Below are 21,933 nucleotides of genomic sequence, written 5' to 3' on the forward strand. Positions count from 1 at the left end.
GGAAGCTATTATGCCATTTGTACGCATCGATTTATTTGAAGGACGCACGCTCGAGCAAAAAAAAGCTCTTGCTAAGGAAGTAACGGAAGCTGTTGTCCGTAACACTGGAGCCCCTCAATCAGCCGTTCATGTCATCATCAACGACATGCCAGAAGGAACCTACTTCCCTCAAGGGGAAATGCGCACCAAATAATCTAGCTTAAGCAGAATTGCTTAGGCTTTTTCAATCTCCAAGTAGCATCCATTGAAGAAATAGTCTAATTTTGTTACAATTTGAAGAGATGCTTGGATACCTATCCTAAGAAAAGAAATACAAAAGGAAATAGTATGATTACACGTGAATTTGATACCATCGCTGCTATCTCTACTCCACTTGGTGAAGGAGCCATTGGTATTGTCCGCCTGAGCGGAACAGATAGTTTTGCCATTGCGCAAAAGATTTTTAAAGGAAAAGACTTGAGCAAGGTTGCAAGCCATACCCTCAACTACGGTCACATTATTGACCCGCAGACAGGTAAGGTCATGGACGAAGTTATGGTTGGAGCTATGAAGTCTCCAAAGACCTTCACTCGTGAGGATATTATCGAGATTAACACCCACGGCGGGATTGCGGTGACTAACGAAATTCTCCAACTAGCTATCCGTGAAGGAGCTCGGTTGGCAGAACCTGGTGAATTTACCAAGCGTGCTTTTCTAAACGGTCGTGTGGATTTGACTCAGGCTGAGGCGGTGATGGACATCATCCGTGCCAAGACAGATAAGGCCATGAATATTGCAGTCAAACAATTGGATGGTTCTCTTTCTGAACTCATTAATAATACTCGTCAGGAAATTCTCAATACCTTGGCCCAAGTAGAGGTCAATATCGACTATCCTGAGTATGACGATGTTGAGGAAGCCACTACTGCTGTCGTCCGCGAGAAGACTATGGAGTTTGAGCAGTTGCTAACCAATCTACTTAGAACAGCTCGTCGCGGTAAGATCCTTCGTGAAGGAATTTCAACAGCTATCATTGGCCGTCCCAATGTTGGGAAATCCAGTCTTCTCAACAATCTCCTTCGTGAAGACAAGGCCATCGTAACTGATATCGCTGGTACTACACGAGATGTCATCGAAGAATACGTCAACATTAACGGGGTTCCTCTCAAATTGATTGATACAGCCGGTATCCGGGAAACAGATGATATCGTGGAACAAATCGGTGTTGAGCGTTCGAGAAAAGCCCTCAAGGAAGCTGACTTGGTACTGCTAGTATTAAATGCCAGTGAACCACTGACCGCCCAAGATCGCCAACTCTTAGAAATCAGTCAAGATACCAACCGCATTATTCTACTTAATAAAACTGATCTTCCTGAAGCAATTGAAACTTCAGAACTCCCTGAAGATGTCATCCGTATTTCAGTTCTTAAAAATCAAAACATTGATAAGATTGAAGAACGCATTAACAACCTCTTCTTTGAAAATGCTGGTTTGGTTGAGCAAGACGCTACTTACTTGTCCAACGCCCGTCACATTTCCTTGATTGAAAAAGCAGTCGAAAGCTTACAAGCTGTTAACGAAGGGCTGGAACTGGGTATGCCAGTTGATTTGCTTCAAGTAGATTTGACCCGTACTTGGGAAATTCTCGGAGAAATTACTGGAGATGCCGCACCTGATGAACTCATTACCCAACTCTTTAGCCAATTCTGTTTAGGAAAATAAGAAAAATCCATGATCGTTCTTGCGGTCATGGATTTTATTGTCTTTGTTAGTAATCTGGTCTTAAAACACCAGTTACAGTTGCCTTAGTCGCTTCGTAGTCGCCATCTACAACAACTTTGATAATGCGTTTGGCATCTTCTTCTGGTGCTGGAACGAGAGGTAATCGAGTTGGACCAGCTTCAAATCCCATGTAGTTCAAAACTGCCTTAACAGGTGCAGGACTTGGATAAGAGAAGAGAGCATTGACCTTAGGAATGAATTTACGCTGAATAGCTGCAGCTTTCTTCATGTCGCTTTCTGCAATGGCAGTGAACATTTCGTGCATTTCGTCCCCATTTGTATGAGAGGCAACAGAAATAACCCCATCTGCACCAAGGTTCATGGCATGGAAGGCATCTCCATCTTCACCAGTATAAATCAAGAACTCTTCTGGCTTGTGCTCAATCAAGTAAGCCATATTAGCCAAGCTAGTACATTCTTTGACACCAATGATATTTGGATGGTCAGCCAAACGAAGCATGGTTTCTGGAGTTAATTCGACAACCACACGTCCTGGAATGTTATAAATGATAATAGGTAAATCTGATGCATCCGCAATCGCTTTAAAGTGCTGATACATGCCTTCTTGAGAAGGTTTATTGTAATACGGTACGATAGCAAGTCCAGCAGCGAAGCCACCAAAGTCTGCGACTTCTTTGACAAATTCGATCGAGTCACGTGTATCATTGGTACCAACACCTGCAATCAAAGGAACGCGCCCATTGACAATCTTTTGTACAGCAGCAAAGAGTTCCAACTCTTCATCGTGAGTCAAAGTTGGACTCTCAGCAGTCGTTCCAGCTAGAAGAATTCCATCTGTATGATGGGCCAACAAATGCTCGATCAATGCTGGAATAGCATCAAAGTTGATGGAGCCATCCTCATGGAAAGGGGTAATAAAGGCCGTGATGATTTTACACTCTTTTAAATCTTGATAAGACATGAGAAACACCTCTCTATTTCAAAGAAGGAGTTCATCTGAACTCCTAAACGATATGACTATTTTAATTCAAATTTCAACTCAGCTGTTGGACGAACCAATCCACGTTCGTGAAGCGTTTCTGCAATCTGAACTGAGTTCCAGGCAGCACCTTTGAGAAGGTTATCTGAAACAACCCACATATGGATTCCTTTTTCAGCATCTAAGTCTTTACGGATACGACCAACAAAGGTATCACGTGAACCAACTGCATTGATGGCTTGCGGATAGATTTGATGCGCTACGTCATCCTCAAGAACTGCACCTGGAAAGGCTGCGATAGCTGCTTTCACTTCTTCGATTGGAGCCACTTCTTTTGTTTCAATATAAACTGACTCAGAGTGAGCTGACAAAACTGGAATACGAACACAGGTTGCAGACACTGCGATGCTATCGTCTTCCATGATTTTCTTCGTTTCCTTAGTCATCTTCATCTCTTCGTAAGTGTAATCATTGTCAGTGAAGACATCAATTTGTGGAAGAGCGTTAAAGGCAATAGGATAGTGTTTCTTGTCACCACCTGAAGGTAAGATTTCCGCATGCAAATCACGTGGATTCACACCGTCATTCAAGACTTCACGAAGTTCACGTTGTGTTTCAAGGATCGCTCCCATACCAGCACCAGAGACTGCTTGGTATGTTGAAACGATGATACGGTCCAAGCCCCATTTTTGACGAACAGGCTCAAGAGCCACCATCATTTGGATTGTTGAACAGTTAGGGCAAGCAATAATCCCGTTGTGGGCATCAAGTGCGTGAGCATTGACTTCCGGCACAACCAATGGTACATCTGGATTTTGACGGAAATAAGATGTGTTATCTACTACTACCGCTCCAGCTTGAACTGCGTATGGTGCATACTTAGCTGATGTCGAACCACCTGCTGAGAAGAGTGCAATATCAACACCCTCAAAAGCGGTCTCAGTCGTTTCTTCAATCGTAATATCTTGGTCTTTAAATTTCAAAGTCTTGCCTGCTGAACGTGCAGAAGCAAGGTAACGAATTTTATCGATTGGAAGTGTTGATTCTTCCAACATTTTTATCATCTGAGCTCCGACAGCACCTGTCGCGCCGACTACAGCAACTGTATATCCCATAAATAACCTCTTTCGGAATTTTCTAAAAATTTCTATAATAGATGTATTATACTACTTTTTCCAGAAATTGAAAAGCATTTTTGGGTTATATTTTCTGAAAATTAAAAATCCCTAGTCATTGACCAGGGACTAAGAGGCATCTTCATGTGATGAGCAGGTTCACACAACTCATCAAGGTCCGCTCCTGCGTTATGACCTCCTTATGCTCAATAGCAGTCCGAAGACTACCTATCGACTCATCGCATCTACTATTCTACTAGATAGAGTCACTTTTGTCAACAGCCAAAACTCTTTGCTTCATTTATACAGGTGCATAAGAAATATCTTTGAAAAATTTGGGGCAGACATAACAAAAACCCTTGTAAATAAGGGTTTTTTGTATCTATTTAATGCTAATTGCCGGGATTGAACCGGCGACCTCATCCTTACCATGGATGCGCTCTGCCAACTGAGCTAAATCAGCTTACCTAAAAAGTATACTATAGTTCTATGTTCTTGTCAAGCGCTCTCTTTTAATTTATGGAATGAAAAAAGCTAGATTTAGCAAGAATCTAGCTTATAAACTTCTTATTTTGTTAGATCGATTCGCTGTCCCAGTTTACCAATCAAAATCGCTCCCACTATAAGTGATGCAAACTCACCAATTCCAGTAGAGAACCATGTGAAGAAGAAGGGAGCTTCTGTCAAGATATGGAGTTCAGCTGCAATGGTAATCATTGAAATGGAGAAGAGGATTGAAAAGAAGAAATGATCTTTTCGAATCAATCCGTTAAAGAGGTAATCTTTGCTGTATTTTGCAAAGAGCCATACCCCTAGACTAAGGAAAACTAGGGTAGAACCTCCACCAACAAAGACATCTATTAGGCCAAAACTACTAAATAAATTAGCAATCATACATCCAATTGTCACACCGATGATGTATTTAGGGTTGTAAAATGCCAAGAAATTCAGCATTTCTGAAATACGGAACTGATACGCCCCAAAACTAAGAACATTGATTGGTGGCGTAATAGTCAAAACCACATAAATTGCAGCAACGATAGCAATATCTGCCATGTCACGAACAGTTAATTTTTTCATGTTTTCTCCTTTAGCGGTTTCCCGCGTAAAATATGCTTGGTGAAAGAAGCTAAGCACCAAGGGTTGAGATTATCAACCTTACTAGTATAGCACATTAGCTAGCATTATGCTATACTAAAATCATGAAAAAACTAATAAAAGCTTTCTTTGATAACGAAATCCTCTCCTACCTATTTTTTGGTGGTGCTACTACTCTGGTTTCTATTGTATCACGTTTGGTTATTTACCATATCAGCCACCAGGAAATCCTTGCAACTGCCCTTGCAAATTTTATTGGGATTCTCTTTGCCTTTCTCACAAATGATACAATTGTCTTTAAACAAGAGAGAAGGAATTGGCTAACTCGCCTAGCTAAGTTTTTCTTAGCTCGTCTCTCTACTCTTGGACTGGACCTTCTTTTAACTTATATCTTTGTTACAGCCTTTCCTGATATTATTGGCCAGTTTGTCGAATTTAATATAGATAGGGTTAATACTGTTGAAACTATTCTAGCACAAATTTTGATCATCATTTTAAACTATATTTTCAGTAAAATCTATATTTTTAAAGGGAACAACTAACCACTTTGAGCGTTCAAGTTGCTTTTTGTCACAATTTAGGATATAATAAATTAGAAAATTAGGAAAGGAATTTATGAAAATGTTAAAGGATCTTAAAGAATTCTTGCTTCGCGGTAATGTCGTTGACCTTGCTGTCGGTGTGATCATTGCCTCTGCTTTTGGTGCTATCGTTACTTCATTTGTTAATGATATCATCACTCCACTTCTATTGAACCCAGCTTTGGAAGCTGCGCAAGTACAAAACATCGCTGAGCTTGCATGGAATGGTGTCACATATGGTAAATTCTTGAGTGCTATTATCAACTTTCTCGTTGTAGGTACTGTGCTTTTCTTCGTTATTAAAGCTATTGAAAAAGCGCAAAACCTTCGTAAGAAAGAGGAAGTAGTTGAGGAAGCACCTGCTGCTCCAACTGAACTTGAAGTTCTTCAAGAAATCAAAGCTCTTCTTGAGAAAAAATAAAACAGATAAAGGATCTAGCTTAAAGCTAAATCCTTTTTTCTTTACTCTTTTGGTAACTTCCCAGCCTTTTCGAGCATTTTCTTAATTAAGTAAGGCATCTTCACATTTTCACGGCCTTTTTTCTCAATGAGTTTTTTGACAAATTCTGGCATCTGAAGGTCGTCTGTCTCTTTCATGATGTCTTTGGTAGTTGCCGAAGGCGCTAACTCATCGAAGGTTTCTTCTTCTGGGAGAAAAGCTTTAAATTCCTTGTTTTCGTTGGCTCGTACAGTAGCAACTAAAGCGTCAATTAAACGGCTATCCGTATTGGGCATAGGTGGACGATGGTAGGTGACACCTATTTCTTGACACAAATCATAACATTCCACATCATTATCAAACAAGACTTCGATGTGCTCACTGATAAAGCTAATCGGGACAAAAATATAATGCTCTGGATGTTGCTTTTGTTCTCGTAAATATTCTAAGACATCTGGCTTGATCCAAGGGATTCCAATATCGCTTTCGCTCTGCCAAGTATTGGTATACTGGTCGGCTGTTAGGCCGAGTTGTTCAGCAATTAGCTTGCTATTATCGAAAATCTGATCGATATATGGATCTCCATAGTCTAAGGCAAAAATGGGAACACTGTGAGCTGAAAAGATTACCTTGAAAGATTCTTCTCCCACATGGTTTCGTAAAATTTTGCTAATCTCATCTGTCCAGAAGTCCAGCAAAGGCTGTTGTTGATACCAGTCCTTAATTACTAAAAATCGGATCTGCTGGCTTTCCAGAAACTTTTCATACCCCATTACTGAGTAAAAAGAATAATGAGGTTCCAAAATCAAGCAGATACATTCTTCAACACCATTAGCTTCCATCTGCTTGATCACGTCTGGAATAAAGGGGCGAGAAAACTTATTGGCAAAGTAGATACCGTACTCCTCCCCTATACGTTCTCTTACTAAAGCAACTTCTTCCCTTGTAATCCGCTGCAAAGGTGTCCCACCGATAAGGACGTAGTTGTCATAGAGGGTCTGGATTTCGTGGTCTTGGGGTCTAACTCCACGACGAATGTTTGTAAAGAATTCTGCTACTCCTTCAAAACTAATCTCCTCTGGAGATCCAAAGGTCATCATTAATATGGCTTTTTTCATGTTATCATCCTTATGTTATTATTTTCACTATCTATTCTATCATGAAAGAAAAAAATAGTAAACGCTTCCGACATCTACTATTTCTTTTGTTCTTTTGTCTTTTTATCTCGTCTCATGATTAGCATGATAACGACAAGGAGTAAAATAACGATAATCAGGAGAAGAAAGGCAAGGATATAAATCCAATGCGTTGGAATCCCTTGATCGAAATACCGTGTTCCTACTGCTTCTCCACTTTTATCCTGGGCTGCTTTTACTGGCGCATCCGTTATTTTAGCTAGGAGGATATGTCGTCCATTGGTAATATTAAGGAAACAGGTGCTTAACAGAACAATCTTGTCCGTTGAGGTCAAGGAAACATCTCGCTTGTACTTGGCTTTACTTAGCAGATATTGATAGTAAGCCTGGTGTTCCTCATCGTTGGAACTCAAAGTTCGGTAAATCTCCGTGTCATAGGCATCCACTTCTAAAATTCCAAATATCTCCAGACCACGTTCTCGACCATTGTAGTAGATAGAACCATAGCGATGCTTTTCAAAAAAATCTTGATTCACAAATTTTTGAATCTCCCCAAACATAGCACCAGAAGCCATGGAGTGACCATATATGATGGTGTTAAAGTCGGTAAAGTTTGGGTTAAAACGATAGTCTAGGAATATAGAACCTGACACAGTATAATCGCCAAAAGCATTGCGGTCAAGGTATTTGACATTGTCCTGACTCTGCAAGAGGGGATAGTCTACCTTAGTCCCATCAAGGCTAATCCAACCACAGACTTCCTTGTTCAGGTGCTGCAAGGTTTCAAAGCCCGTACTGCTGGCATCCTTTTCAATGGGATTATAATGATCGTAGTCGCTCGCAAGAGCTCTATCAGCTGTAAAAAGACAGAAAAAAGCTAGAAAGAGGGATAGAATGACCTTTATGACTTTGTGATTTGTACTTGTTTTCATATTCCCTTCTTTCTCCTTTCTAGCCTTGAAAATAAAAGAGTAAGAGAGGCTGTCCCTTTCTCTTTTATTGGTAGTTTAGTCAGTAATGGTATCTGCTCCTTCTTCCTTTGCTTCTCTTCTACGACGCAAGATCAAGTAGAGAATGATGAGCAAGAAGATCAATAGCAAGAGCAAGATAAACAAGATGATGTACCATATCCACAAAGGAATCGATGAAAGAAATCGTCCGAGCGACGAATCATCAAAGACGCTGTAAGGAAATGGTTTTGATTTTTTCGTATGGAAGGTGTTCTTTGGAACCGTATCCGTAATCTTGGCAACTACGATATGTCTCCCATTTGTTACGTCTAGGAAACAGGTACTGAGAAGGATGATATGGTCATTGGGCCCCAGTGTAATGTCTCGTTTGTGGATGGCAACCGAGAGTAAGTGATCGATATATTCTTGGCGCCGATCATCCCCATTAATACCTGGATCGTAGATGTTAAAGTCATAGGCGTCCACCTCGAGCATCTCAAAGATCTCAAGACCTTTTTCTACGCCATTATAGTAAATACTACCGTAGCGATGCTGGTCAAAAAATTCCTTATCAGAAAACTTTGCTACATCTCCAAACATAACCCCATTTTCTACATGGTGTCCGTAGATGATGGTATTAAAGTCTTCGAACTTGGATTCATTTCGAGCCTCAAGGAAAATAGCTCCTGTAGCTGCAAATTCTCCTTTTGAGTCCTTGTTCAGGTACTTTTCATTGTCTTTGGCTTGAACTAAGGGATAGTCGATATTGGTGCCATAGACATTGATCCAACCGAGAACCTCTGGATTGACTTGCTGTAGCTTGTGAAAGCCAGAAAAACTAGCAAGCTCATCCTTCTCACTGGTACTAACAGGTCTATAAGCCTCATACTCACTTGATGAAGCCTGAGAATAAACCTGATTGGCATCCCAAAGGGCGTAGAAACCAAAGAGAAAGACTAAGGCTGCCAAGAGGAGCAAGATATGATTCATCAATGCATCTACAGCAAGGACCAGACGCCTAGACAAACTCCTTTTTGGTTTCTCACGCTTGATTTTCATCGGTCAAACCACTTGCTTAAGCTTGTCTGCGTTTTTTAGACAAAACAACAAATCCAGCCAAACCAAGACCAATCATCAAGATGAAAGGAAGGTTATCAATCAAGAGACCAGTAGGGGTAACGTCTGGTAAGCTATTTGTGATAGTGTTATCGTTTGGTTTTTCACCAATAAGGATACTATCTTGAGTGAAATTTGTAGAAACTGTACCAGCTTGATTTTTTGATGCTCCGTTCTCCTTATATGCAGCTGAAGCTGTGTAACCTTGAGATCCAGTTTCAACCAATTTATAACGAGTACCAGCAGGAATTGTGTCAAACACTAAAGATTGATCGTGACGTAGTGTTATAGTCGTTTCTTGACCATAGACAAATGTTTTTGAGGTTTCACCGATTTTACCAGTGATTGATTGTGAAGTTTCTGTAGATGCTTTTGTGAAAGTAAGCTTGAAAGTGAAATCTTTTGATTTATCTGCAGTAGCACCTGATACAACTTTTTTAATTACTAAAGATTTAGCATTTGGGTCAACTTTTGAAACATTTGGTTTATTAGGGTTTGGTTCATTTGGATCTGTAATTTTACCAGCATTTTTACGATAAATGTTAGTGAAAAGATCATATTTGTAAGTAGTTCCACTTTCAGATGGTTTTACTTTACCATTCACACTTGGGGATACTTGTTTAAAATACACAGAAGAAATATATGTTCCTCCTGTAGTTTTGTTCTTAACAATAACGTGCATTTCATAGTTGCGATTATCATATGTCATAAAATCAATAGGTGAACCATTTTTTTGAATAACTTTCCAACCAACATTTTGTTTTTCAGCAACAGTATAGACATATTCACCAGCATGTGTATAGTTCACTTCTCTAAAAATATCGCCGGTTTCTTTCTTAATGTTAGTTTGGCCAGTTGCTAAAACGTCTGTTCCAGAATAAGATACATTTTTATCTGTAATTTGACCATTAGAAGAATCAATCGTTTCATAAGGTGCACCATTTGATGATGTACCAGTTTTAGGGGTGAAAGTAAATGTAAAAGTTGCTTCAGGTGTTGTAATTCCTTCCGCAATATTCAACACCTTATTAATAGAAACTTTTGCACTTGTTTCACCAGTTGCTTTGGCAGTTGCCACATCATTATCATCCGCAAATGTTGGCACTCCTCTAAAGACCGACAAGGCGGTTACAGCTGCAATGCTTGCAGTAACTAATTTTTTAAAAAATGTTTTTTTCATGATTATTCCTTTTATTTTTAAATTTCTTTTTTCATAAATTGTCATCAAAAGCCCCGTCGCCTTAGGACTGTTACCACCTTGCCATGGGTATCCTGTATCGGAATGGTTCCAAAAGCACGACTATCTACAGCCGTTGTTCGATTGTCTCCGAGGACAAAGAGTTGTCCTGCTGGGACCTTCATCGGGAAGCTAGCCCCTTCCTTATAGAGCAGCGTGTCTTTGTAGATATCCTGCTCTTGTTGAGGAGAACCGTTGATGATGAGACCATTTTCGTTTATATCGATCGTACTTCCTTCAGTTGCTATGACACGCGCCACTCTTTCCTTGCCCTTATAATTATAGACAAGCAGATCACCAATCGAATAGCGTTTATCCAACCTATAATAGACAACTAAGTCGCCATCCTTTAAGGCTGGCTTCATGCCATCGTCATTGTATCTCAATAGTCCAAAGACAAAAAAGTAAAGGGTGGCCAGTACAAACCCAACCATCAGAAGCTTACTGACTAAGTAGAGGATATCTCCCCATACACTCGGCGGAGACTTATCCCGATTGACTTGTGTTACTGTTTTCTTATGTTTCTTTTTAAGTAGCATTATTTTCTCCTATGTACCACTAGATATCCGAGTAGGATTGTAAAGAAGATTCCTCCTAGAGGAAGGATTATTCCTAACATGAGTGTACTGCTGAGGAAGTCAACTCCGGTTTCAGGTACACTATTCTTATTATTCGTGACTGTCGCGGACTTGTTCCAATCCAGTTTGCCTTCTTGATTTTCATAAGAAACCTGATATCCACGAGAAGAGTTTGATTCCTCTTCTACGGTATAGTAACTATCGAGTGGAAGTCCATCAATTTTTATGGTTTGATCTTTGTTGAGTTCAATAGACGCTCGACCATTCGTAAATTGCAGAGGGGTTCTTTTATTATTCACCGTTGCAGTATAGGTTCCATTCAGTGGACTATTCTGAGCATCCCTGATGTTAATGGTAATCTTGAAGGATTTTAATAGATTGGCAAATACCCCAGTAACCTTTTTTGTAACGGATAAACTTGGAAGCTTGTGATTCGTAACAGTGCTGATTTCGTCTTTATTCAGATCGCCCTCTTGATTCTCATATGTAACGTGGTAACCGTTCGTTGATGCCGCTTCTTCTTCAACCTTGTAATGGGTTCCTCGAGGAAGATAGCTTAGAATACCTTTCCAACGTTTTCGTTTGTCAACACGAATCTTCGCTTCACCATTCACAACAGTTATCTCACCAAAAGTTCCATTCAATGGCGTAGAATCAGGAGAGGTTAGTTTTACCTTAATCCAAAACTCCTTGTTCAAGTTGTTTTCGAATTTCAACACTTTTTTAATTGTCAGGCTTGGTAATTGTTTATAGATTACCTTAAAGGATGGTTTAGATTCTGTACCAACATTTTTTATTTCTTTGGTAAAGGCTGGGACGTCCGGTGCAATTAAATCGTATTGATATCCTTTGGCAACTTTTTCAAAGTTCCTCGTTTCATTAGATACGTTTTTACCAACATTCACATTGGTTTTTCGATAGTCTTGATTATCAGAACCTCCGTTCTTGTTCTTTTGAACCAGTTTCAGTTCAATATTACTCGGTTGATCAGCTGTAATAACAGTTCTCGCACCCGTCACACCTTGCCATTCAACTTCCACTGGTACCGTTAATGGATCTGAAGGCTTAAATGTTGGGTTGTCAGAGTATTCTTTGGTCTTGGTTTGTGAGGTGCCTATTCCATAGGAATAGGTGACACTGGCACCTTTATTGGAATAGAGTTTATTGACATCAGAACCATCAGCATCACCAGCCTCTATCTTTTTATCACCAGCAATGGCATCCAGAGCATCTTGACTAGATGTAACAGTAAATTTGAGAGCGTATCGAGCCCCATCTTCCAAGGAATAATTCGGAGAAAATTTAGCCGTAACTTCCACTAATCCACCAGAGGTTGTCTTGGTATCAAAAGTTACTTGCTCTTCGGTTAATGTTTCACTGCTACCAGCCGTTTCTTTCACTACACGAAACTCTGACGATCCGTTCGGTAATAGCTGGACATACTTAGAAAGAACATCTTTGATAGTCACACGGTGAATTCCCAGAGGCAAAATCTTATCAGTGATATCTTTGAAACTTTCTTGTAACTGGTCCTCTTCATTTGCGGAGAATATTTCGTTTGGAATGGAAGCATTATGTTGTCTCATATAATATTGGAGACTGGTAATACTATCGACGTTATTTGAATAACGAAACTTAATGGAATAAAAACCATCTAGTTTTGGAGCGAGACTATAGGCTAGATTATTGATAGATCCATCTAAATTATTCCAGAACCATTCAGGCGCCGTTTCTGATCCATCTTGATTATTATAGTTATAAACTGTATAACCATTGTCATTGTAATACATATTGGCAAAACCATCTGATAGAACAATAACAACTTTCTTAGCATTAGACCTTGCACTATCCATCAATTGATTGGCAATACGAATACCTGCGCTAATATTGGTTCCTGTACCGATTCCTGATTCAGTCCCTATTGATTTGCCACCAGCAATCTTCATATTACTAACTGCAGTCTTTGAACCACTAGCATCGTTATTCCAATTTAAAATTGTTTCCGCATCATCCCATGGGGACACACCATCATAAAATGCTGTTCTCTCTTCATACGGCCAATACCGATATCCCCACTCCCATTTTCGGTAGTAGGCATTCCATGCTTGTTCCGCAAACTTATTATCAATCTTTCCGCCAAAACCTACCATGGATAACCGATTATTTGAATTGGATAAAATCGTATCAATTAATCCCTGACGATCTCGAGTCCCTTTAAGGGTATTTTTTAAAGCATCCAATCTTGTAATTGTTCGTCCAGTAGAAGAAGGAACATCTCTCTTGTTCATACTTCCTGAGAGATCTGCTACTAAAACAACATCTAAGGGATCCGTTTGAGTTTCTGTCCCAAGCTTAGAAGTGATATCCAATGACAACTCATACTTGTCATCTTGTCCGTATATCGGAGTAATTGTCTTGTGAAGAGTTGTCTGAGGTTCTGTATTAGAATCAGCATTTAACATACCTATCGGAGCACACAAAAAGAGAATAGCTAACAGTGTAACTAAACGGCGCGCAATAATTTGAACTTTCTTAAAATCAAAGCGAATGTTCATTTTATTCTCCTTAACTAGAATGTTTTTATATTATTACTATATCAATCTATATAATTTATAAAACAATTGTACACTAAACTCAAAACAGTGTCAATCAATATAATTATTTTATATTATATTGATTGTAAAATAGCATGATTCTTCTTTGTCTTTCAAACTATTCTATGGTAAAATGAAAAAGAATAGAATAACCGTTTTTCTATTTGAGATTATTATGGATTTGAGTTATTTTATTATTAAATCATGAAACCTTCAGAATTAGTTTTTCTGAAGATAGCATTTTATTTTTAATTGTTAAAGGAGTTTTTATGACTTATCCGAACCTTTTAGATCGTTTCTTGACTTACGTTAAGGTCAATACGCGTTCTGATGAACACTCTACTACTACTCCAAGTACGCAAAGCCAGGTAGATTTTGCGACCAATGTTCTTATTCCTGAAATGAAACGTGTCGGTCTGCAAAATGTTTACTACCTTCCAAATGGTTTTGCTATTGGGACCTTACCAGCTAACGATCCGTCTTTAACACGTAAGATCGGCTTCATCTCCCACATGGATACTGCTGACTTTAATGCTGAGGGAGTTAATCCGCAAGTCATCAAAAACTACGATGGTGGAGCTATCGACTTAGGCGATTCTGGATTTAAACTCGATCCTGCTGATTTCAAGAGCCTTGAGAAATATCTAGGCCAAACGCTTATCACAACTGATGGCACGACCTTGCTGGGTGCTGATGACAAGTCAGGAATTGCTGAAATTATGACTGCTATCGAATACCTGACTGCTCATCCCGAAATCAAACACTGTGAGATTCGAGTTGGTTTTGGCCCTGATGAAGAAATTGGCGTTGGTGCCAATAAATTTGATGCAGATGACTTTGACGTTGACTTTGCCTATACTATTGATGGTGGTCCGCTAGGTGAACTTCAATACGAGACTTTCTCAGCAGCTGCTGCTGAGCTTCATTTCCAAGGGCGCAATGTTCACCCTGGTACTGCAAAGGGTCAAATGGTCAATGCCCTTCAGCTAGCGATTGATTTTCATAATCAACTTCCTGAGAATGACCGACCTGAACTGACAGATGGTTACCAAGGTTTCTATCATCTTATGGATGTGTCAGGTAGTGTTGAAGAGGCGCGTGCAAGCTATATCATTCGAGACTTTGAAAAAGATGCCTTTGAAGCTCGTAAGAAAGCCATGCAGGACATTGCTGACAAGATGAATCAAGAGCTTGGGAATGATCGCGTTACCTTGACTCTGACAGACCAGTATTACAATATGAAGGAAGTCATCGAGAAAGACATGACACCTATTACTATTGCTAAGACTGTTATGGAAGATTTAGGTATCACGCCTATTATTGAACCAATCCGTGGAGGGACAGACGGCTCTAAGATTTCCTTTATGGGAATCCCAACTCCAAATATCTTTGCAGGTGGTGAAAACATGCATGGACGCTTTGAATACGTCAGCCTTCAGACTATGGAGCGTGCGGTGGATACCATCATTGGCATTGTATCTTATAAAGACTAAAAAAGACGAGGTAGCTCAGCTACTTCGCCTTTCTTTTTATTCGTTCGGTTGAGCACTTGGCTCAGACTCACTTTGCACTTGCTTTTCTGTTGGTTGAGAATCAGCTGTTTTACTTTCTTTCTCAGACTTAGATTGGCTATCAGTTTCACTTGCTTTTGAACGGAGTTCTTGGTTCAAGCTAATAATCTCTTTAGCTAGAGTGAGGAGACCTTCTTTATCACTGCTTTTGGCTGCAAGTTGATCAAATAGGGCATCAACACGTTCAAAGTCAGCATCGGATCCTTTGTTATCCTCTAAATACTTGTGAAGAGAGAGCAAGACATTATAGAGTTTTTGGTAGATAATCACCGTTTGTGGATCTTGTTCTGCTTCTTTTTTCTCTCGTTGGATAGTCGCTGCAATACGATTTAAAATATCCTCAAGTTGTGTTTTAGCTTCGTCAAGGTCTGCATTTTCCTTTTCAGTAGCGGCTTTGATATTAGCTGCTTCTTCAGCTAAGGATTGTTTGACACCATCTTCTTTGACACGTGCTAGGAGTTGGGCAGCTTTAGTTAGGAGAGCATCCACTTCTTCCTTCTTAACATGACTAACCCGCTCTTCTGGCATAAAATCACCGTAGAGTTCTTTTAGGAATTCATAGATGGCGGTCTTAGCAGTTTGACTATCTACTTTTTCCGTATCTAGAATAGTCTTACCAACTTTTGTAGAAACGGGTTCTTCTTTGAGAGCTTCTTCTACTTCTAACTTAGTTTGGTAAATAGTTGGGAATAACTTGTTCAAGTCGGTTGCTTTGAGGAAAGATTGTGACTGGTAAAGTTCCCATGTCAACTTGGCAACACGGTTCCGAAGTTCTTCTCTCAAACGACCATCAGACACATGTTCGTAGAAGTACTTGATGTACTCTACTGTTGTAACCCCTGTTCGATCTCGGAAATCTTGCAAGGCCTGCAGTTTCGCTTCAATGGCAGCCAACTCTGTCTCATCCTGTGCTAGTTTTGCTTCCTGCAAATGTACCAAAAGATCTTTCTTAGGCAAGCCATAAGTATCTGTATCCAATGTATTGATCTTATCTACTAGAGCTTGGTACTTCTTATCTAAAGGTGAAGTTTCAACCGGTGTCACACTTTGATCCACATGGATATACTGTTTATCAAAGAGATCCAAGGCTGCTAGGTATCCAGCAGTTGAGTTTGTTGCCAGTTTTTTCATATTTTCGGTGAACTGCCCCAAAGCAAGTTCAACACGTCTCTGCATGATTGGCTGGTCTTTGTAGAGACTTCTGCTATCTGCTAACAGTTGATCCACTTTAGATAGAACCGTTTGTTCATCAAATGCTCCAGGTTGATAGGTCGATTGTAGGGCTGGAATCTTGTTTTTCAAAGCCACTTCATAGCCCTTAGTTTGAACCTTGATGTAGTGATTGTGGTCTCCGTGAGGAATCACAAAACTACCACTTTCTACCTGTAAACTATAAGGAGATACCCCATCACGTAAGGCAGTCGTATAAAGTTCATTTAGGAAATCCAGTTCTGGATTTCCAGTTTGGAGAGGAATACGAACATGTTCTTTTCGAACAGCATAAGGATGGATATGGGTTGGATCATAGGCTTGATCCGGATTTCCAAAGACAAAGAATCCATTTGAAATACGAATCGCTTCGAGCGGAACCCCGTAGGTCTGTGAGATATACTTGATTTTTTCTTCATCGCTAGCATCTCTTGAGAAACTTTCCACAGTCTTTGCAAGTGGTTGAACGTGCTGAGACTGATGATTTTCTTTCAAGTGATCTTGGGCAGCTTTGATTTGGGCTGCAGTCAAGTCCTTCTTAAAGAAATAATGAGCGTGATCTCCATGAGAAACTACAAACCCTTGCTCATCTTCACTAATAACACGGTCAGCTGCAAAACTATGATCATGTTCTTCACCGTGGTGATGGTCATGCTCCTCTCCATCATGGTCATGATCTTCATGGTTGGTATCCTGGCTTCCATGGTCACCGTCTTGGTCATGAGAATGATTTGGCTGAGCTGGATGCTCTGCTGGTTTGCTTGGATTTTCTAAAGGTGTTGGCTTCCCACTGTCGCTAGATAAAGGAATCATACGAGCAATCTTTTCTTCCAATGCAGAAAGCTTTGTATATGGGATGAAATGATAGTGATTTCCGTGAGGAATCGCCACGCCACTCGGCGTTCTACTTGAAATCTTAGCAGGATCAAAAATCAAGCCATCTGATTCAGCATAACGTTGACTACTTGGAAGAGCATAGAGTTGCTGCAACAGACTCTGTAAGCTCTCTTCTGGATTGCTTGGTCTTTCAGCTTCTTGACTCGGATTGCTAGTTTGACTAGTTGTGTTTGGACTCGGACGATAGTCAGTCACACTTGCTTGTTTTCTAGTTCCAGAGAGGTAGGCTTGGGCAGCTGCCAATTCGCTAGCAGACAAGGAACTCTTTGGGATATAGTGATAATGTCCACCATGAGGGACAATATAAGCATCACCAGTATCCTCTATAATATCAGATGGATTAAAGATGTACCCATCATCAGTGGTATAGCGACCTTGCGATTGAGCAAGCGCCACTGCACTGTTAGAGGTTGGTGCATCATGAGTATGACCTTGTTTTTGGCGCTCAATTTCCTCCTTCGTACGAATATTATCAGCATGAGCCACATCTTTAAGGTAGACATAATACTTACCATCAACCTTGATAATGTAGCCACCTTTGATTTCGTTGACAATGTCAGCATCTTTCAGTTGATAATTAGCATCTTTCATCAACAGTTCTTCGCTGAAAATCGCGTCAAAAGGAACTTTACCATTGTAATAATGGAAATGATCACCATGTGAAGTCACATAACCTTGATCGGTAATTTTCACAACAATTTGTTCAGCCTGAATGTCTTCTTTTTTGCTAACTTGATCTGGTGTCTGGGTCTCTGTTTTTTGAGTGTCTTGCTTCCCATTGACATAAGACACACGGTTATTATCTTTGTTTCCTTCTACCTGGTGTTGGTTCAATGCATAGATGCAAAGGCTTAGGGAAAGGACAAGAGCCGATCCTGCTGCAAGGTATTTCTTCTTCATTTTTATCATCTCCTCATTTTAATTCTTCTGCAAGAACATTCATATTTTCTTCTAGATTTTCTAAGTAAGTTTTGTCATTTTCAGGATCTGCTTCTAAAGGATTGAGGGTCTTTAGGCTAACTCCTGTTGATTTGACCAAGGTCTCAGCGACTTTAGAAGAAGCATTGCTCTCAGTAAAGATGGTTTTAACCTTATAGGTCTTAACGAATTCTTGAATTTCTGTTAGTTGTCTCGGACTTGGCTCTTGTTCAGGGGAAATCCCTGCTATTCCAAGTTGTTTCAAACCAAAGCGTTTAGCGAGATAAGAAAAGGCTGTGTGTTGTGTAACAAAGGTCTTTTGACTCGCTTTTTCAAAAATAGGCTGGTATTTCCTAGTCAATTCTTGTGCTTTAGCGATAAAGTTTTTAGCATTCTTTTGATACGTCTCCTTATTAGCACTGTCAATCTCCGAAAGTTTATCCGCAATAATCTGCGCCTCTTCGCCTGCTTTTTCAGGATCTAACCAAGTGTGAGGGTCATAGAGCGTTTTTTCATCAATACCATCACCAGCTTCTACATCTTCCAAACCCGGTACACGCTCCAACGTCATCCCTTCAGAAGCTTCTAAAACCTTAACTTTTGAATTTTTCAAGTTAGGATCTAGACTTCCAGCCCAAGATTCGAGCGTATGAGAGTGATAGACAAAGACATCCGCATCATAAATGGCAGCAATGTCATTTGCTGATGGTTCAAAGGAGTGAATCCCACTACTTGACTGAATCATCCGTACATCATTCAAGTCACCTGATACCTCTTTGACCATGGCATAGATTGGGTAAAAACTTGTGACAATCTTCATCCCTTTTGATTCTTGTTTTTCTTTTTGGCTACATGCTCCTAAGACAAGAATCAACAGACTTGCCATTAATAGTAGAATTGTTCTTTTTTTCATCATTACTCCTTAACTAGTATTTAACCGTTTAATTAACTAGTAAATAGTTTATCTTTTTTTATTTAATAAGTCAAGATTTTAATCGCCAAAAATAAAATCACTGTTTTAGGACTCTTTGAGTCATTTTTTTAAGACAGTAACCCCCAGCTTTTTTAACAAAGAAAAGGACATTATTCTATCAAAAATAGAACAATATCCTTTCGAATAGATTATAACAAATAAAAATCTTTTAAGGTTTTATTTGTTTTAGTGTCTTAATGTCATACATCACTAATTCACCGTTTTTATTGTAAAACTGAACCCCTTCTGGTTGAAAGATTAGAAACTTAGGATCAATTTGGGCAATTTTCGCTAACTTTTCTATATGTTCATTTAAAGTTACTTTATCTAACCCATAATCTGGTAAATCATCATCATTTTCTTCTTTGGAAATTTCTTTATTTTTTGAAGGAATTTCGTTGGTTGTACCAGTCTCATTCTCCCCTATATTTTTCTTCGGTTGCTCCTCAGTTTTATCTACAGTAGTCTTATTCTTATCACTGTTTTCAGTATTGTTTGAATCAGGTTTTAATTCTTCATTAGGACGCGTAGACGTTTCAGTTTTAGATTCCTTTTCTTTCATTCTTTTGGCTATTAAGTCCTGCGCTTGTTTCCATTCTACTTCTGATAAGTCGGATTTAGTGATACTTCTCAATGAACCACCTCCAGCTCTTGGAATACTAAATGATTTGTCCTCCCATACAAAAGTTTCTTTTGCCAATACATCTTTCGGATCAAAAATATAACCATCTGGAGTTGCAAATCGACCTTCTGCTAGAGCTTTCTGAACTTCTTCAGCAGAATGGATAATTTGCCAATTCTGCATTCCAGCGCGTTTTTCAAGAGGAGTCACATTAGCAATAACGGAACCTGAATCCTCGTGACCCGGCTTAGACCAAACTTCAGGACGAACCTCAGGGTGTTGCATGACATATTTAATAGTCGCAATTTGATCGGGCTCTAACCATGAGTAAGGCACAACATGAATATGATCAATGTGTGGAATAATGAATGAACTTCCAGTATCATAGGTAGTATTCGCTGCATGCATCGGCAAACTTGAGACATCTACAGCTAATCTCGGTTTGATCCCTGTGTCTACTATATCATAACGATAATGATCTCGATCCTTAAGCATGAGTTCTTGTTCAGAAAAAGCAATTTGAGTAAGATCAAGTTCATCTCGAGAGTAGAAGTATTCTTTTCCGTTCTCTTTAAGAACATAGCCTACTTTACCATCTTTAGTCACTTTACCAGTCACTTTTTTTGAATCAAATTTTGGTTTTTCTTTGTTATCCATATTCTCTGAAGGAATAACACTCTCATTAGGTTGGCCTTTTTCCTTCATCCACTTGCTAACTTCATCTAATTCGAACTGTTCTAACTCTCCAAATCCCACATAATGGAAATGATTTCCATGTCTTGCTATAATGCCTGATTTATCAACTGAATAGATAGAATCTTTACTGAATACATATCCATCACTAGTATCGTATGGTTTGCCATCCAGACCTTTACCATAAGCCTTAATTGAATTTCCTAAAAATGTATGCTCAACTGTACTGTTTGTTGGCTTTTGAGTATTTACTGGCCTGTTGTTTCCGTTATTTTGTCCTTTTACAGAAATCATTCTCGCAATCTTCTGCTCTAAGTCAGACATTTGAGAATAAGGGATGAAGTGATAATGATCTCCGTGTGGCACTGCAACACCATTCGCAGTTTTTCTTGTAATCTGCGCTGGATCAAAGACTAGTCCATCTGATTCCACGTGTCGTTGACTAAGTGGCAAGGCATAAAGTTGTTTCAGAAGGCCATCAATATTCTCATCACTTTGACTTGCTTGGCTATCGTCGCTACTGTTGTTAGCTGTGTTCGTATTCGTATAGCCACTACCTTGGTTATTATAGGATAGGGTCCATCTATCTACATCGCTGCTAGCACTGTTGTTATTGCTACGGCGATAAGTAGGCGTATTTGATTGGCCACTTCTACCAGATAGAAAGGCTTCTGCAGCAGCCAATTCGCTGGCTGATAACTCACTCTTAGGAATATAATGGTAATGGTCGCCATGAGGAACGATATAAGCATCACCAGTATCTTCAATGATATCGGATGCATTAAAGATGTAACCATCATCTGTGGTGTAGCGTCCCTGTGAACGTGCCAAGGCTACCGCGCCATCATTTGCTGAAGTCCCTCCTTCACGATACTGACTATGTTCTTGTTTTTGTCGATTGATTTCTTCTTTTGTACGGACATTATCCGCATGGGCTGCATCCTTAAGGTAAACATAGTATTTTCCATCTACCTTGATAACATAACCGCCCTTGATTTCACTGACAATATCCTCGTCCTTGAGCTGGTAGTTTGGATCCTTCATCAGCAACTCTTCACTGATGATAGCATCATAAGGGACCTTCCCATTGTAATAATGATAGTGGTCGCCATGTGAAGTGACATAGCCTTGGTCTGTTATCTTGATAACGATTTGCTCCGCATTGATGCCTTCTTTCTTGCTGACTTCATCAGGAGTCAGATTCTCTGTTTTTTGCGCAGCCTGTTTTCCATCTATATAGGAAACACGATTATTTTCTTTGACTGTTCTGGCTTGATACAGTCCCAACTCGTAAGAACAGACACTTAAAATTAAAGCCGCCGCAGAACCAGCTAGGTATTTTTTATTAATTTTCATCGAAACTCACTTTCTTTTTGATATTTCTAGTTACAATTCATTTCTAAATTGCAGAAACTCCTCTCTATTACTTAACTGGTTAATAGTTTACTCCTAAATTTGCAACTTGTCAAGAATTTTATGAACCGGTTAAGTATTTTTTTATTCTG

General features: G+C 39.5%; 17 protein-coding genes, 1 tRNA gene and 1 riboswitch. Of the genes, 5 read left to right on the plus strand and 13 right to left on the minus strand.

Translation table 11 applies throughout. The annotated features are described in order from the left end of the window. The first annotated feature begins 10 nt into the window (after positions 1-10). Positions 11-193, plus strand: coding sequence for a 4-oxalocrotonate tautomerase (locus B7723_RS05355; protein WP_001117401.1), 183 nt, complete (start codon positions 11-13; stop codon positions 191-193). Between the two features lie 134 nt (positions 194-327). Further along, on the plus strand, positions 328-1,701 hold the full coding sequence (gene mnmE, locus B7723_RS05360; RefSeq protein ID WP_084849634.1) for a tRNA uridine-5-carboxymethylaminomethyl(34) synthesis GTPase MnmE: 1,374 nt from the start codon (positions 328-330) through the stop codon (positions 1,699-1,701). A gap of 46 nt (positions 1,702-1,747) precedes the next feature. Here the strand turns inward: mnmE and dapA are convergent, their stop codons facing one another. The 4 genes from dapA to B7723_RS05380 form a co-directional block, all read right to left on the minus strand. Then, a complete protein-coding gene (dapA, locus tag B7723_RS05365) occupies positions 1,748-2,683 on the minus strand; it encodes a 4-hydroxy-tetrahydrodipicolinate synthase (RefSeq protein ID WP_000121600.1) in 936 nt (311 codons plus the stop codon). 56 nt (positions 2,684-2,739) lie between these two features. Beyond that, on the minus strand, positions 2,740-3,816 hold the full coding sequence (locus tag B7723_RS05370) for an aspartate-semialdehyde dehydrogenase (RefSeq protein WP_000542494.1): 1,077 nt from the start codon (positions 3,814-3,816) through the stop codon (positions 2,740-2,742). A 390-nt stretch (positions 3,817-4,206) separates the two neighbouring features. Beyond that, positions 4,207-4,279: transfer RNA gene (locus B7723_RS05375), tRNA-Thr, on the minus strand. A gap of 104 nt (positions 4,280-4,383) precedes the next feature. Continuing rightward, the gene (locus B7723_RS05380) at positions 4,384-4,896 is read right to left on the minus strand and encodes a QueT transporter family protein (protein WP_000737304.1); all 513 of its coding nucleotides are present in this window, start codon (positions 4,894-4,896) and stop codon (positions 4,384-4,386) included. Further along, positions 4,894-4,990, minus strand: a riboswitch (PreQ1 riboswitch). (Overlaps the previous gene by 3 nt.) A 28-nt stretch (positions 4,991-5,018) precedes the next feature. Here B7723_RS05380 and B7723_RS05385 point away from each other — a divergent pair. Continuing rightward, positions 5,019-5,456 carry a GtrA family protein gene (locus tag B7723_RS05385; RefSeq protein WP_084849633.1) on the plus strand — a complete coding sequence of 146 codons (438 nt, stop codon included), beginning with the start codon at positions 5,019-5,021 and terminating at the stop codon, positions 5,454-5,456. A gap of 79 nt (positions 5,457-5,535) precedes the next feature. After that, positions 5,536-5,916, plus strand: a complete 381-nt coding sequence (gene mscL, locus B7723_RS05390; protein WP_084849861.1) for a large conductance mechanosensitive channel protein MscL — start codon at positions 5,536-5,538, stop codon at positions 5,914-5,916. A gap of 41 nt (positions 5,917-5,957) precedes the next feature. Here the strand turns inward: mscL and hemH are convergent, their stop codons facing one another. From hemH to pitA, 6 genes are all read right to left on the minus strand, one after another. Then, positions 5,958-7,052, minus strand: a complete 1,095-nt coding sequence (gene hemH / locus B7723_RS05395) for a ferrochelatase (RefSeq protein WP_084849632.1) — start codon at positions 7,050-7,052, stop codon at positions 5,958-5,960. A gap of 77 nt (positions 7,053-7,129) precedes the next feature. Beyond that, positions 7,130-8,002 (minus strand): class B sortase, encoded by an 873-nt coding sequence (gene srtB / locus B7723_RS05400; protein ID WP_084849631.1) that lies wholly within the window; start codon positions 8,000-8,002, stop codon positions 7,130-7,132. 75 nt (positions 8,003-8,077) lie between these two features. Continuing rightward, positions 8,078-9,079 (minus strand): class B sortase, encoded by a 1,002-nt coding sequence (gene srtB / locus B7723_RS05405; protein WP_000695087.1) that lies wholly within the window; start codon positions 9,077-9,079, stop codon positions 8,078-8,080. 16 nt (positions 9,080-9,095) lie between these two features. Then, positions 9,096-10,361, minus strand: a complete 1,266-nt coding sequence (locus B7723_RS05410; protein ID WP_275655561.1) for a DUF7601 domain-containing protein — start codon at positions 10,359-10,361, stop codon at positions 9,096-9,098. Further along, the gene (gene sipA, locus B7723_RS05415; RefSeq protein WP_084849629.1) at positions 10,361-10,912 is read right to left on the minus strand and encodes a PI-2 pilus system signal peptidase SipA; all 552 of its coding nucleotides are present in this window, start codon (positions 10,910-10,912) and stop codon (positions 10,361-10,363) included. The genes B7723_RS05410 and sipA overlap by 1 nt, the downstream gene beginning before the upstream one ends. Then, a complete protein-coding gene (pitA, locus tag B7723_RS05420) occupies positions 10,912-13,506 on the minus strand; it encodes a PI-2 pilus tip adhesin PitA (RefSeq protein WP_084849628.1) in 2,595 nt (864 codons plus the stop codon). The genes sipA and pitA overlap by 1 nt, the downstream gene beginning before the upstream one ends. A 308-nt stretch (positions 13,507-13,814) precedes the next feature. On the opposite strand from pitA, the gene pepT reads away from it, so the two are divergent. Continuing rightward, positions 13,815-15,038, plus strand: coding sequence for a peptidase T (gene pepT / locus B7723_RS05425; RefSeq protein ID WP_084849627.1), 1,224 nt, complete (start codon positions 13,815-13,817; stop codon positions 15,036-15,038). A gap of 36 nt (positions 15,039-15,074) precedes the next feature. On the opposite strand, the gene B7723_RS05430 is transcribed toward pepT, so the two are convergent. The 3 genes from B7723_RS05430 to B7723_RS05440 all read right to left on the minus strand — a co-directional run bounded on the left by B7723_RS05430 (position 15,075) and on the right by B7723_RS05440 (position 21,784). Further along, positions 15,075-18,122, minus strand: a complete 3,048-nt coding sequence (locus B7723_RS05430) for a pneumococcal-type histidine triad protein (RefSeq protein WP_084849626.1) — start codon at positions 18,120-18,122, stop codon at positions 15,075-15,077. Positions 18,123-18,135: 13 nt separating this feature from the next. Further along, positions 18,136-19,053: a metal ABC transporter substrate-binding protein gene (locus tag B7723_RS05435; protein ID WP_084849625.1), complete on the minus strand. Its 918-nt coding sequence runs from the start codon at positions 19,051-19,053 to the stop codon at positions 18,136-18,138. 229 nt (positions 19,054-19,282) lie between these two features. Beyond that, positions 19,283-21,784 carry a pneumococcal-type histidine triad protein gene (locus tag B7723_RS05440; RefSeq protein ID WP_084849624.1) on the minus strand — a complete coding sequence of 834 codons (2,502 nt, stop codon included), beginning with the start codon at positions 21,782-21,784 and terminating at the stop codon, positions 19,283-19,285. Positions 21,785-21,933: the final 149 nt, after the last annotated feature.

It is taken from the genome of Streptococcus oralis subsp. oralis (assembly GCF_002096435.1).
Classification (GTDB): Bacteria; Bacillota; Bacilli; order Lactobacillales; family Streptococcaceae; genus Streptococcus; species Streptococcus oralis_AA.

What these genes read in the sequence shown, in the direction of transcription:
- B7723_RS05435 (WP_084849625.1), bottom strand. Translation starts at nt 19,053, where the DNA reads ATGAAAAAAAGAACAATTCTACTATTAATGGCAAGTCTGTTGATTCTT.
- B7723_RS05370 (WP_000542494.1), bottom strand. Translation starts at nt 3,816, where the DNA reads ATGGGATATACAGTTGCTGTAGTCGGCGCGACAGGTGCTGTCGGAGCT.
- B7723_RS05440 (WP_084849624.1), bottom strand. Translation starts at nt 21,784, where the DNA reads ATGAAAATTAATAAAAAATACCTAGCTGGTTCTGCGGCGGCTTTAATT.
- mnmE (WP_084849634.1), top strand. Translation starts at nt 328, where the DNA reads ATGATTACACGTGAATTTGATACCATCGCTGCTATCTCTACTCCACTT.
- dapA (WP_000121600.1), bottom strand. Translation starts at nt 2,683, where the DNA reads ATGTCTTATCAAGATTTAAAAGAGTGTAAAATCATCACGGCCTTTATT.
- hemH (WP_084849632.1), bottom strand. Translation starts at nt 7,052, where the DNA reads ATGAAAAAAGCCATATTAATGATGACCTTTGGATCTCCAGAGGAGATT.
- sipA (WP_084849629.1), bottom strand. Translation starts at nt 10,912, where the DNA reads ATGCTACTTAAAAAGAAACATAAGAAAACAGTAACACAAGTCAATCGG.
- srtB (WP_084849631.1), bottom strand. Translation starts at nt 8,002, where the DNA reads ATGAAAACAAGTACAAATCACAAAGTCATAAAGGTCATTCTATCCCTC.
- pepT (WP_084849627.1), top strand. Translation starts at nt 13,815, where the DNA reads ATGACTTATCCGAACCTTTTAGATCGTTTCTTGACTTACGTTAAGGTC.
- srtB (WP_000695087.1), bottom strand. Translation starts at nt 9,079, where the DNA reads ATGAAAATCAAGCGTGAGAAACCAAAAAGGAGTTTGTCTAGGCGTCTG.
- mscL (WP_084849861.1), top strand. Translation starts at nt 5,536, where the DNA reads ATGTTAAAGGATCTTAAAGAATTCTTGCTTCGCGGTAATGTCGTTGAC.
- B7723_RS05410 (WP_275655561.1), bottom strand. Translation starts at nt 10,361, where the DNA reads ATGACAATTTATGAAAAAAGAAATTTAAAAATAAAAGGAATAATCATG.
- B7723_RS05355 (WP_001117401.1), top strand. Translation starts at nt 11, where the DNA reads ATGCCATTTGTACGCATCGATTTATTTGAAGGACGCACGCTCGAGCAA.
- B7723_RS05430 (WP_084849626.1), bottom strand. Translation starts at nt 18,122, where the DNA reads ATGAAGAAGAAATACCTTGCAGCAGGATCGGCTCTTGTCCTTTCCCTA.
- B7723_RS05385 (WP_084849633.1), top strand. Translation starts at nt 5,019, where the DNA reads ATGAAAAAACTAATAAAAGCTTTCTTTGATAACGAAATCCTCTCCTAC.
- pitA (WP_084849628.1), bottom strand. Translation starts at nt 13,506, where the DNA reads ATGAACATTCGCTTTGATTTTAAGAAAGTTCAAATTATTGCGCGCCGT.
- B7723_RS05380 (WP_000737304.1), bottom strand. Translation starts at nt 4,896, where the DNA reads ATGAAAAAATTAACTGTTCGTGACATGGCAGATATTGCTATCGTTGCT.